General features: G+C 47.4%; 10 protein-coding genes and 1 riboswitch. All 10 genes read left to right on the forward strand.

The genetic code is table 11. The features are described 5' to 3' along the window. Positions 1–3 precede the first annotated feature (3 nt). The 10 genes from HVMH_RS00770 (at position 4) to thiD (ending at position 12,249) form a co-directional block, all read left to right on the forward strand. A complete protein-coding gene (locus tag HVMH_RS00770) occupies positions 4–1,245 on the forward strand; it encodes a FecR domain-containing protein (protein WP_051623053.1) in 1,242 nt (413 codons plus the stop codon). 57 nt (positions 1,246–1,302) lie between these two features. Next, positions 1,303–2,646, forward strand: a complete 1,344-nt coding sequence (locus HVMH_RS00775) for a tetratricopeptide repeat protein (protein WP_029911066.1) — start codon at positions 1,303–1,305, stop codon at positions 2,644–2,646. A 9-nt stretch (positions 2,647–2,655) separates the two neighbouring features. Then, positions 2,656–4,026, forward strand: coding sequence for a FecR domain-containing protein (locus tag HVMH_RS00780; protein ID WP_029911063.1), 1,371 nt, complete (start codon positions 2,656–2,658; stop codon positions 4,024–4,026). A 33-nt stretch (positions 4,027–4,059) separates the two neighbouring features. Beyond that, entirely contained in the window at positions 4,060–6,264 is a 2,205-nt protein-coding gene (locus tag HVMH_RS00785) for a CHASE2 domain-containing protein (RefSeq protein ID WP_029911060.1), read from the forward strand. Between the two features lie 131 nt (positions 6,265–6,395). Next, positions 6,396–6,514: riboswitch (TPP riboswitch) on the forward strand. A 191-nt stretch (positions 6,515–6,705) separates the two neighbouring features. After that, positions 6,706–8,607, forward strand: coding sequence for a phosphomethylpyrimidine synthase ThiC (gene thiC, locus HVMH_RS00790; RefSeq protein WP_029911058.1), 1,902 nt, complete (start codon positions 6,706–6,708; stop codon positions 8,605–8,607). A gap of 2 nt (positions 8,608–8,609) precedes the next feature. Beyond that, a complete protein-coding gene (gene thiO, locus HVMH_RS00795; protein ID WP_029911054.1) occupies positions 8,610–9,671 on the forward strand; it encodes a glycine oxidase ThiO in 1,062 nt (353 codons plus the stop codon). Then, positions 9,671–9,886: a sulfur carrier protein ThiS gene (thiS, locus tag HVMH_RS00800; protein ID WP_081822730.1), complete on the forward strand. Its 216-nt coding sequence runs from the start codon at positions 9,671–9,673 to the stop codon at positions 9,884–9,886. Before thiO ends, thiS begins: the two co-directional genes overlap by 1 nt. A gap of 3 nt (positions 9,887–9,889) precedes the next feature. Continuing rightward, positions 9,890–10,687 (forward strand): thiazole synthase, encoded by a 798-nt coding sequence (locus tag HVMH_RS00805; RefSeq protein ID WP_029911048.1) that lies wholly within the window; start codon positions 9,890–9,892, stop codon positions 10,685–10,687. A 78-nt stretch (positions 10,688–10,765) separates the two neighbouring features. Beyond that, the gene (locus HVMH_RS00810; RefSeq protein WP_029911046.1) at positions 10,766–11,446 is read left to right on the forward strand and encodes a thiamine phosphate synthase; all 681 of its coding nucleotides are present in this window, start codon (positions 10,766–10,768) and stop codon (positions 11,444–11,446) included. Then, positions 11,443–12,249: a bifunctional hydroxymethylpyrimidine kinase/phosphomethylpyrimidine kinase gene (thiD, locus tag HVMH_RS00815; protein ID WP_051623052.1), complete on the forward strand. Its 807-nt coding sequence runs from the start codon at positions 11,443–11,445 to the stop codon at positions 12,247–12,249. Before HVMH_RS00810 ends, thiD begins: the two co-directional genes overlap by 4 nt. The last annotated feature ends 22 nt before the right edge of the window (positions 12,250–12,271 follow it).

The following is a 12,271-nucleotide window of genomic DNA, read 5'->3' on the forward strand; positions in this document are numbered from 1 at the left end:
GTTATGTTAAGAATGACAATGTTCGTTTTGACCCTAGTGCTTAGCTTTCAAGCTTTAGCTTCTATCGGGAAAATTTCTGCTGTTCGTGGAGAAGCGCACTTCCTTCGTGGTGCTCAGGAAGTAGTGATTAATGTTGGTGATATGGTTGAAGAAAAAGACCGAATTAAAACTGGCGCAAATACTCAGGTTCAAGTTGTGTTCAATGACAGAACCATCGTTACGATCGGAAAGAGTACTGATTTCTCAATTCCCCAGTATGTTTATGGGGATGCTGATACCTCTAAAGCCCAATTTAACCTTGCCAAGGGTGTTTTTAAATCCATTTCAGGTAGGATCGGTAAGTTGGCTCCTCAACGTTTTAAAATCAAGACGGCGACTTCCACTATTGGAATCAGGGGGACGACCTATATTGTACGAGTCGTTGGCTCGGAAACCAGTTTGGCGACATTGAACGGTGCAACCTATATGGAACTCAATAGTGGTAAGACCTATGATGTGCCTGCCGGAAAAGAATTGGTTTATAACATTGATACCGGAAAAGTCACTCTTCAGGATGTGTCGTCAACCTCAGTTTCAGTAAATACAGGCACTATCGGTGATGATAAAACTAAAACTGCTGATAATGAAAGTGATGGGGGCTCAGGAACCGATGGCGGTGGCACGACAGACGAAGCTCAGAATACAGTAGAGACCAACACCTCTACGACCCAGACAACTTCACAAAATGTTGAGACAGAAGACAAGAAAGTCAAAGTAGCTGCTGGATCGGATTCCTATACATCTTATGGTTATTGGCTTGACAAGACGACTCAAGAAAGAAGTTCGCCTTATTCTGAACCTTTATCGGGTGTGAGTTTGACGCCTAATATGCAGGCTGTTTTAGATGGCATTGGCTCGCAGTCCTCTTTGACTTATTCGGGGAACTTAACTGTTTTTTCAGGTTCGTACAATGCATCAGGAACGATTAACATGACCATTTCAGGATACTCAAAAGACGTTTCCGGGAATATGACATTTACACTAAATGGTGTTCAGTGGAGACCGTATTTTGATAGTGGAACAATAAACGCTAGCAGCAGTAGTTTCAGCTCGACATCCTTTTATGATGGAAGTGAGTCAGGGGCGAGCTATAGCGGTAGTATTAATGGAAAATTTTATGGCTCCAATGCTAATGGTGTTGGTGGAACATTTGATGTGACGAGAAATAGAACCAAAGCAGAAGGATCTTATGCGGCGAAGCAATAAAACGGAAGTGTGTTCAGATGCGGCGAGCCGTCATGGTGAGATGTTGGTGAATCATTCATGAAAAAATGGATATGGGGGGTTGTTGCCAGCACTGTTGTTTTGGTTCAAGGTCAAGCCTATGCAGGCGATGTCCAAGCAACGGTCAGTTATACTCAAGCCTTAGAGCTGTATAAACAAAAAAAATATCAGGCATCGTACCAAGCGTTTTTACAGTTGGTTTCCACTGATTATGGAAATGTTAATTACAACTACTACTTGGGGCGTTCCGCTTTTTTTATAAAAGATTACCATGAGGCCATTGGGTCTTATGAGCGTATTCTGATCAGTTACCCTCATAACCAACGTGCCAAGCTAGAACTGGGTCGCATGTATTATGAACTCGGTGACTTTGTTCAATCAAAACGCTATTTGATGGAGGTGTTGGACTCAAACGCACCTGAAACAGTGAAGAATAATATTCGTGTTTATCTGGCTAGAATGAGTGCTATAGATAATAAACCGCATAATTCCGTCAGAGCGACGTTGCTTGGGTCGGTGTTTTACGATTCAAATTTGAATTATTCACCGCAGTCCGACAACTTTCAACTGCCGAGTGGAACATTGAATTTCCCTTCGGATATTGGCGCGTGGGGTTCCGAGCAGATGTTGACGGTTAATCACCGTTACGACAACCCAAAGAAGTATGGGTTTGCGTTTAAAAACGATGTCACGCTTTATAACCGTTGGTTACCGAACCAGACAGATTACAACATTTTGTTTGGTAGCTATATGCCCGCGTTGTCGTGGCATAAGAAAGGGTGGACAACCGATGCGGCACTGTATGTAGATGACATGACCTATGGTAAGAACCCGTATTTAATGTCATATGGTATTGCTCCGACAATCAGTTATATGCCGGATTTGACTCAGTTTGTTTCGACGCAGTTCAAGTTGCTGAAAAAGGACTACCAGTCAAGTGTCTACCGTGATCGTGATGCACAGTATATGCAACTGGCAATGTTGTATCAGAAACGAATAGGGGCATTATGGACGTGGTATGGACAAGGTGTCGTCGAGAGTGAACAAAAACAGCGTAGTTCAGACACGGTGAATGTCGACTACCAGGCGTTGACGGCTCGACTGGGGATGAACTATCTCTTCCCGAAAGGCTATAGTGCTGGCATTTTGGGAGAGTATCAACAGAAACAATATTTGCAAGATGATTTCTGGCTGAAAAGCTTAAGTGGTGCCAACAAGCGTCAAACAGATACCAAATTGACCTTGACTGCTACACTCACCAAAGACATTCAACAGACATTGTCCGCACAGTTGAAGTTGTCTGTTGTGCAAAACAACTCTACGATTAAGATTTATGAATATCAGAAAAATGTGGTGACACTTAATCTGATTAAACGTTTTTAGGAGAAGCCGATGTTGACTCGCTTTTTATTGATGATTTTGCTGGTGTTGTCGACACCGACATTCGCTTCTATTGCCAACGTTTCCGCTATCAAAGGTGATGCGGTCATCTTAAGAGGAGATCAAAAGTTGCCAATCCATCTCGGCGATGCGATTGAAGAAAAAGATCAAATCAAGACCAGTAATGAAACAAAGGTTCAGATTATCTTTAAAGACCGAACCATTGTAACGATTGGAAAAAACACGCTGTTTTCAGTGCCTGAATATGTCTACGGAGATGCCAAAACGTCAAAGGTCGAGTTTAAATTATCCAAGGGCGTCTTCAAATCAATGACCGGTAAAATCGGTGAAATCGCCAAGCAACGTTTTAAGATCAAAACAGCCACGGCCACTATCGGTATTCGTGGAACCATCTACATTGTCCGTGTGCAGGGTGATAAAACACAGCTTTCCACCTTGGACGGCGCTACTTATATGCAATTGAACTCGAATGGTGCGGTGTATGATGTTCCTGCCGGGAAGTCGCTGGATTATGATGCTAAAACCGGAAATGTCAGTGTGAAAGATCTGACCATTAAAACGGTTATGATTCAAAAAGACCCGCCACAATCAGAGAAAGATCAGTTGGCGGATGCGATTGAAGCTCAGACCGATGATGTTGGTAGTGGAAACGACTCCAACCCTTTAGGATTCAATGCCGGAGAAGGGTATATCACTGCTCGAACCAAAAATAAGGATAACCCAAACGATGTTTATCTGGAAGGGATGACAAATACTCAGTCGGTAGGTGATGACTTTGTGTCCTCCATGGTTGCTGACAGTAATTTGCCCACAGATACGGATGGGCAATTGAATCAAACCACCATCGCCATTCCTTACCAAGTGGTTGCCGGAAAAGACAGTTATAACGAATATGGTTACTGGGCGGATAAAAACTCTGCACAGTTGACGACGCCGTTCACTAATCCACTGCCAGGCATTACCGAAACACCGGCGGCTACTATTAGTGGTTTTACGGGAAGCGCTGCGTATTCGGGCAATCTCGTAGCCATTTCGGGTAGCAATCAGGCAACTGGAACACTATTGATGCAGGTAAATTTTGGCACAAACAAGGTCAGTGGTTCCATGACGAATTTGACCCTGGCTGGAAACAAGTGGGATAACATTTTTACCAACGGAACAGTCTCCAGCTCTGGAGCAATTAGTGTTTCCAACTTCTCTTCCAGTGGTAATGTCTCAGGTATCACCGGCAGTTTAAACGGTAAGCTTTATGGTAATAATGCGCAAGGCGTGGCAGGTACCTTCAACTTGAGCGGAACAGCCGCTGGCGGAGGTAGCACCAGTATTTCCGGATCTTATGTTGGTCACGGCGGTGGGCCATAGTCATTGTGATGATAGAAAGCTGGGAGTTGGCGCATGACTAAACTCGGAAAGTGGAAACTTTTCAGTCACCTCAGTGTCCTTGTCATCGGGCTGACGGTGCTCATAGGCGGATATTTGTACATTCCGCAAACTTTTCTATCGCTTGATAATCGTTTAAGAGATTTCCTTTTTCTTGCCCGTGGTCCGATTCCCACGACGGGTCAGGTGGTGATTGTCGATTTGGACGATGCCAGCCTTGAGAAATATGGTCAATGGCCTTGGAGCCGTGATTTATTTGCCGAGCTTCTACAAAAACTGGCTAATGATGGCGCGGGTATTGTCGGTCTGGATATCGTGTTTTCCGAAGCAGACAGAACCTCGCCGGCGAAGCTTGCCAAACGCTACCATTTCCCAGACAAAAATCTGCCGGATTTCGATCAGGTAATGGCAAAGACACTGGCTCAGACCCCGACCATTCTCGGTTATGTCTTTCAGATGAGTACGCCAACGCCCAAAGCGGATACACCTAATATTCCGGCAATCTTTATAGAACGCGGGTTCTCTGCAAACACCGACATTCTCCAGCCAAAAGGGGTGTTGCTCAATATCCCGGTACTGCAAAACGCAGCCTATAGCAGCGGCTTTTTCAATAATGTTCCCGATGAGTCAGGGATGGTACGTAGCGTGCCTTTGGTCATGAAATATGATGGCGTTATTTATCCTTCACTCGCGCTGGAAATGATTCGTATTGCAACACAAAAGAGTAAAGTCTTCGTCAACTACTCGGATCTAGGGGTAGAGTCCATTCAGTTGGGCAAAATGTTTATCCCGACAGACCCCGGTGGACGACTGTTTGTAAACTACCGAGGCCCCGGTCATACTTTTCACTACATCAGCGCCGCACGAGTCTTGGAGAACAAAGTCGACCCTAAAGAGTTGGACGGCAAGTTTGTCTTAATCGGGACGTCTGCTGCCGGGTTATTGGACTTGCGTTCCATGCCGTTTGACAACGTTTATCCGGGGGTGGAGGCACATGCCAACGTCATCGACAATATTCTGAAAGGGGATTTCCTCACGCGTCCAAGCTGGGTGATTTCTGCCAACATGCTCATCATAGCTGTGGTGTTTGCTTTCAGTTATTTGATATTTGTTCGTTTGTCTGCTTTTTGGGCATTTGTCGCCTACTTGGCGGAAGCCATTGCTTTGTATTTCTTCTATTTTGAAACGCTTTTCAAAGAAGGGATTGTCTTTAACATTCTCTTTGGGGTGTTTGCCTTGGGGGTGGCATTTATTTTCTCATTGGTAGTTGCCTACTTCTTTGAAACCCGTCAAAAAATGATGTTACGCGGCAAGCTTTCCAGCAAGGTGAGTCCAGCGGTTATGGAAGAAATCCTCAAGAACGAAGCCAACAATATTATGGAAGGGGACACACGAGAAGTAACCGTTTTCTTCTCCGACGTGCGCAACTTCACCAATATTTCCGAAGCCATGCCGAACGCAAAAACCCTCATTACCTTCCTGAATGATTACATGGAACCCATGACCGATATTATTGTCAAAGCGCAAGGCACGGTCGATAAGTTTATCGGTGATGCCATCATGGCGTATTGGAATGCGCCGATTGATGTTGAAGACCATGCTGACAAAGCGGTGACCGCCAGTTTGGAGCAAATAAAAGGTTTGGATGAAATCAATGAAAAGGTGCGCCAAGATCCACGGTTTGAAGCGGTTGTCAAAATGGCAGATGATGCTGGTGTACCGCCTATTGATATCGGTATTGGCCTCAATACGGGGGAGGCCGTGGTAGGAGAGATGGGTTCCGCAGGGCGAAGCGACTATACCGTTATCGGAGATCCTATCAACCTGGGCGCGCGTTTGGAGTCTTTGTGTAAGTTCTATAACTCTAAAGTGACCATTTCCAATTTCACCAAAGACCTACTGAAACAACCCTATATTTTCCGCTTTCTGGATTTGGTAACGGTGAAAGGTAAAACTGAACCTGTCGAAGTCTGGCAGGTGCAAGACTTCGGTCAGGCGGAAGGTCGATTGAAAGAAGAGCTTGATAAATACCACCAAGCCATTGCGTTGTATAAGGACGCTAAGTTTGACCAGGCGTTGGAAATTTTCAAAGAAGTTGAAGCCTGGCCGGATAAAACCAATCAGAATGTCTACAAGATGTATATTGAGCGCTGCGAACATTACATTGAAGAACCGCCGGAAGACTTCAACGGCGTGTTTGTCCATAAGACTAAAGGTTAGCCTATAGTCCAACTGACCCAACCTGGCAGATTTTCTCGCCTTACCCCTTCGGGCGGCGAGTGCTTTGTTTAAGCAAAAATCTACCAGGTTGGGCTGCTTTCAATTTCATCAATATCTATGCTAAGATGTTGTCACATCTCTCGGGGTGCGAAGTTCTTTTTTCAAAAAGAACAGAGCTGAGACTGCGCAAGCTAAACCCGTTGAACTTGAACTGGTTAAGACCAGCGTAGGGAAGAGAACTCCAAGTCAATAGCCGTTACGGCTACCACACTTTGATGACTTAAAAACCTTCAATCAAGAAGAGATGAATAAGCATCAATGTGTTCCATATTTGTTTATTCTCCTTTTGATTCCGCCTTATTTCGATGGGCTTATTGGGTTTTTGTTCACTCTGATTACGCGGTTTTTCCAACACTTTTTTAACTAAGTGAGAAAAACGCAATGACAACACAAAACACACCTTTTAAAGATGCATTACCGGCATCGAATGAAATCCTGACTCGAACGCCACTTCCGGCGTCATCAAAAATCTATATCCCAGGTGAAATTCACCCTGAGATCCGCGTACCGATGCGTGAAATCGCACTGACTAATGGCGAAACCGTTAGTGTCTATGATACTTCCGGTGCTTATACCGATCTGTCTGTCGATATTGATGTTGCGCAAGGCTTGCCTGCTATTCGTAAAAGTTGGGTTGAAGGGCGTGGTGATGTCGAAGCCTACGAAGGGCGCGTGATTGATCCAAAAGACAACGGTTACAAAAACCGCAGCCAGATGGAGACCGCGATCGCTGGGGCATCAAGCCTAGTACGCGCGCCCTTAAGAGCGACAGCGGGCAAAAATGTCACTCAGATGCACTACGCGCGCCAAGGTATCATCACCCCGGAGATGGAATTTATCGCCATCCGTGAAAACCAAAACCGTGAAATGACGCGTCGTTATTTGAATGACGCTGAGCGTGAGCAACGCTTACGCGGTGAAAATTTCGGTGCGAACCTATTAGAAGATATCACCCCTGAATTTGTCCGACAAGAAGTGGCAGAAGGCCGAGCGGTAATTCCTTGTAACATCAACCATCCGGAAAGCGAACCGATGATTATCGGTCGTAATTTCCTGGTGAAAGTAAACGCCAATATCGGTAACTCCGCCACCACCTCATCCATTGCCGAAGAAGTTGAGAAAATGGTTTGGGCGACTCGTTGGGGTGCGGACACGGTGATGGATTTATCCACTGGGAAAAACATCCATACCACGCGTGATTGGATTTTGCGTAACTCACCAGTGCCAATCGGTACCGTACCGATTTACCAAGCCTTGGAAAAGGTCAACGGCATTGCCGAAGATCTGACGTGGGAAGTCTTCCGCGATACTTTGATTGAGCAAGCAGAGCAAGGTGTTGATTACTTTACCATCCACGCCGGCGTGTTGCTGCGTTACGTGCCGATGACTGCCAAGCGTGTTACCGGTATCGTCTCACGTGGTGGGTCGATTATGGCAAAGTGGTGTATTGCGCATCACAAAGAAAACTTCCTTTATACCCATTTTGAAGACATCTGCGAAATCATGAAAGCCTATGATGTGTCTTTCTCTCTCGGGGATGGTTTGCGTCCGGGTTCAGTGGCGGATGCCAATGACGAAGCACAATTGTCTGAGTTGAAAACCTTGGGTGAGTTAACACAGATCGCTTGGAAACACGATGTTCAAACCATTATTGAAGGTCCAGGTCATGTGCCGATGCACCTGATCAAAGAAAACATGGAAAAGCAGTTGGAATACTGTCATGAAGCGCCTTTCTACACGCTTGGGCCTCTGACGACTGATATCGCACCGGGCTATGACCACATCACTTCGGGAATCGGTGCAGCGATGATTGGTTGGTTCGGTACTGCGATGCTTTGTTATGTCACGCCAAAAGAACATTTGGGCTTGCCGAATCGTGATGATGTGAAAGAAGGTCTGATTACCTACAAACTTGCGGCACACGCGGCGGATATTGCTAAAGGGCATCCGGGCGCACGTTCACGTGATGATGCCTTGTCTCAAGCACGTTTTGAATTCCGTTGGGAAGACCAGTTCAACCTTGGTTTAGACCCTGAAAAAGCGCGCGCTTTCCATGACGAGACTTTGCCGAGAGACTCGGCGAAAGTCGCGCACTTCTGCTCGATGTGTGGGCCGAAATTCTGTTCGATGAAAATCTCTCAAGATGTGCGTGAGTACGCCGCAGCACAAGGCATGTCCGAAGATGAAGCTTTGCAACAAGGCATGCAAGCCAAATCTGAAGAGTTCAAAGCGCAAGGCAGTGAAGTTTACGTCAATGTAGAAGACATCACTAAGAAGGCCTAAATATGAACATTGGTATTGCAGGCGCCGGACTGGTCGGGCGTGTGCTGGCGTTGATGGTGCTCAACCGAGGGCATCAGGTCACCCTGTTTGATCTGGATACGGCAGAGGGCGAAAATGCTGCGGGTTTGACTGCCGCAGGCATGCTCGCCCCTTTTGCGGAGCTGGAGACTGCGGAGTCGGCTATTTTCGAGTCAGGACAGCGCTCAATAGCGTTATGGCCTGAGTTGTTGGAACAAGTTGGTTTGGATGCCGCAAGCAGCGCGTTTCAGCGTAAGGGTTCCATTATCACGGCTCATCCTGCGGATGAAGCGGAGTTGGAAACCTTTATTCGCCAACTGCGGGCTAAGGTGCCCGCGGCAGCAGATATCCAAACCTTGAACCAACAGCAAATCGCCGAGCTGGAACCGGACTTGAGTCACCACAAAAAAGGTTTCTTTTTGCCAGCAGAAGGTCAGGTGAATGCACAGGCATTTATGGCGGCTTCTGCGAACTATCTTCTGTCTCACGCAAATGTTGTGTGGCATCAGCAAATGGAAGTGTCCGCTGTTTCACATGGAACCATTACCACAAAAGACGGCATTTCAACCAGTACGACGACCGAAAGCTTTGACTGGGTATTTGACAGTCGTGGTCTAGGTGCCAAAACGGATGTGAAGGATTTGCGCGGCGTGCGAGGCGAAGTTTTCTGGCTAGATGCCCCGGGCGTGAACATCTCGCGTCCGGTGCGTTTGATGCATCCGCGTTATCGCATTTATATCGTGCCTAGACCTGACAACCGTTATGTTGTCGGGGCGACGGAAATTGAAAGTGAAGACAAAAGTCCAATGTCGGTGCGTTCCAGTTTGGAGCTGTTGTCCGCAGTTTATAGCGTGAACAGCGCGTTTGGCGAGGCGCGTATCGTCAAGCAACTCACCAATTGTCGCCCGGCTTTGAAAGACAACTTGCCTCGCGTTGAGGTTGAGAAAGGGCTGACGAGGGTGAATGGTCTGTATCGACACGGTTATCTGTTATCGCCAGCGATGGCGGAGCAGGCAATCAACCAAAGTTTCGGGGAATCTTTTTAATGGAAAAACAGCGCATAGAAGTGGTTTTTAACGGGGATGCCATAGCATGCACCAACGGTGAAAGCCTATCTGGACTTCTACAGCAATTAGGTTATCAGCAAGGCGGCTTTGCGACGGCAATCAACAGCACGTTCGTGCCGCGTAGCGATTATGACAACACACAGTTACAACAGGGCGATACGATTGAAGTCGTCGCCCCCATGCAGGGAGGGTAAGTGATGGAGATGACACCTTGGCACATCGGCGGCAAAACGCTGAACAGCCGTTTATTGATCGGTTCGGCACTTTACCCTTCACCGCAGGTCATGCAAGAGTCCATTCGTGCGTCGGGGGCGGGAATTGTGACCGTCTCTTTGCGTCGTCAGGCAGCGGGGGATGCCGCAGGGCAAACCTTCTGGCAACTGATTCGCGAATTGGATTTGGCGATTTTGCCGAATACGGCAGGCTGTCACTCAGCGAAAGAGGCGATAACGACCGCGCAAATGGCACGGGAGGTTTTTCAGACCAACTGGATAAAACTGGAGGTGATTGGGGATGAATACAATCTACAACCTGATCCTTTTGAGTTGGTTAAAGCGGCGGAAGCACTTATCCAAGACGGTTTTGAGGTCTTTCCCTACACCACTGACGACTTGGTGTTGGCCAAGCGTTTGGTGGAAGCGGGTTGTCGTATTCTGATGCCTTGGGGTTCACCTATCGGCTCAGGAAAAGGTCTGATGAACCCTTACAACCTGAAAGCGATTCGCGAGCGTTTTCCAGACTTGCAGTTGATTGTCGATGCCGGCATCGGCAAACCATCGGATGCGGTACAGGCAATGGAGTTGGGTTATGACGGTGTGTTACTGAACTCGGCAGTTGCCTTGGCGCAACAACCAGTGAAAATGGCATCGGCATTCCGCTCAGCGGTCGAAGCTGGACGTGCGGGTTATGAGGCGGGTGCGATGCCTGAGCGGGATTTTGCCTCGCCTTCTACGCCTGTGCTAGGAACACCGTTTTGGCATCAAGCTGAGAAGTAGTTGGGAATGGGGATTAAAATCTGCCAGGTTGGGGCAGTGATAAACACCCAACCTGGCAGTTTTTTTGGATTTTGATTGATGACTTTAAAAGCTTTTCCAAGTTGCGGTGTGATGCCGCTGGGTATTTATCCTTTGGTGGATAGAGCGGCAAAATTGCGCCCATTGTTTGAAAACGGTATTACCACGGCGCAACTGCGCATCAAGGATTTGGTGGGCACAGCTTTGAGTGATGAAGTCCGCCAAGCGGTAACCCTTGCTCGCATATACCATGCTCGATTGTTCATCAACGATGCTTGGCGGGAAGCGATTGTCTGTAAAGCGTATGGTGTACACTTGGGGCAGGAAGACTGTGAAGCGCTTGATGACACAGATTGGCGCACATTACGAGCGTCAGGTTTGCGGTTGGGTATCAGCACTCACACCCAAAACGAAATGACGTTTGCGTTGTCGGTCAAACCTTCTTATATGGCAATCGGTCCGGTGTTTGAAACTCGCAGTAAACAGCTGGACTATGAAACAACCGGCTTGCCGCGCTTATCAGAATGGGTAGCGGGTCTCGCCAATCAAGGAGAGAGGATTCCTGTGGTTGCAATCGGCGGCATTGATGCTACCAATTTGACCGAGGTCGTTAAGAGCGGTGTACAGGGCATAGCGATGATTGGCGGCGTGCAGGTTTCTGCAACAGATGCCAGTATTGATGTTGGTAAAGTGCGACAGTTGAATGAATTGTTTCAAACTGCATGGAAGGAGAATCAGTGAATAAAACGCCTGTTGTGTTGACGATTGCCGGTTCTGACCCTTATGGCGGCGCGGGGATTCAGGTCGATGCCAAAACCATCCATGCGCTTGGCGGTTATGCGCTGAGTGTGCCGACAGCGTTGACTTCGCAAAACTCACAAGGGGTGTCGGATGTGTTTGCGCCCCCCATCGCTGTGCTGGAAAATCAGGTGTCTGCCTTGCTGGACGACATGCAGGTGGATGCCGTCAAAATCGGCATGTTGGCAAGCGCTGAGATTGTTTCTTGTGTAGCAAGATTGATTGATCGCTATGCCTTGAAAAACGTGGTGTTGGACACGGTATTGGTCAGCTCCAGCGGTAAGGATTTGCTAGCGCTCGATGCTTTGGATATTTTGAAAGCCGAGCTTTTTCCCCGTGCCGATGTTATTACGCCCAATCTGCCGGAATTGAATCGATTATTGAATACCGATTATCAAGGGCTCGCCGAGGAAATGGATGAAATCGGCGAGCAACTCTGGCGCATGAATGTCAAAGCGGCGGTCATCAAAGGTGGGCATTCCGCAACCGACAGTTGTACCGACTATGTGCTGCAATCCGATAGCACGCCGGAAGCTTTATTTGCGGCTAGGGTACAAACTTCACATACGCACGGCACCGGTTGTGTGCTGTCTTCTGCCATTGCTACTGGGTTGGCAAAAGGCCATGCGCTGAGCGACAGCGCCCACATAGCCAAAGCATTCCTCACCGAGAAGCTGAAGGCGTCAGACTCTCTTAAACTTTCTTATCATCAGCTTAGCGATAATAGACGGGAACCGATTTTATAAAACACATAAAACTGGGAAAGAG

The sequence above is a fragment of the Hydrogenovibrio marinus genome (assembly GCF_013340845.1).
Taxonomy (GTDB): Bacteria; Pseudomonadota; Gammaproteobacteria; order Thiomicrospirales; family Thiomicrospiraceae; genus Hydrogenovibrio; species Hydrogenovibrio marinus.

Coding starts and splice junctions, on each gene's coding strand:
- HVMH_RS00770 (WP_051623053.1), top strand. CDS start 4: ATGTTAAGAATGACAATGTTCGTTTTGACCCTAGTGCTTAGCTTTCAA.
- HVMH_RS00775 (WP_029911066.1), top strand. CDS start 1,303: ATGAAAAAATGGATATGGGGGGTTGTTGCCAGCACTGTTGTTTTGGTT.
- HVMH_RS00780 (WP_029911063.1), top strand. CDS start 2,656: ATGTTGACTCGCTTTTTATTGATGATTTTGCTGGTGTTGTCGACACCG.
- HVMH_RS00785 (WP_029911060.1), top strand. CDS start 4,060: ATGACTAAACTCGGAAAGTGGAAACTTTTCAGTCACCTCAGTGTCCTT.
- thiC (WP_029911058.1), top strand. CDS start 6,706: ATGACAACACAAAACACACCTTTTAAAGATGCATTACCGGCATCGAAT.
- thiO (WP_029911054.1), top strand. CDS start 8,610: ATGAACATTGGTATTGCAGGCGCCGGACTGGTCGGGCGTGTGCTGGCG.
- thiS (WP_081822730.1), top strand. CDS start 9,671: ATGGAAAAACAGCGCATAGAAGTGGTTTTTAACGGGGATGCCATAGCA.
- HVMH_RS00805 (WP_029911048.1), top strand. CDS start 9,890: ATGGAGATGACACCTTGGCACATCGGCGGCAAAACGCTGAACAGCCGT.
- HVMH_RS00810 (WP_029911046.1), top strand. CDS start 10,766: ATGACTTTAAAAGCTTTTCCAAGTTGCGGTGTGATGCCGCTGGGTATT.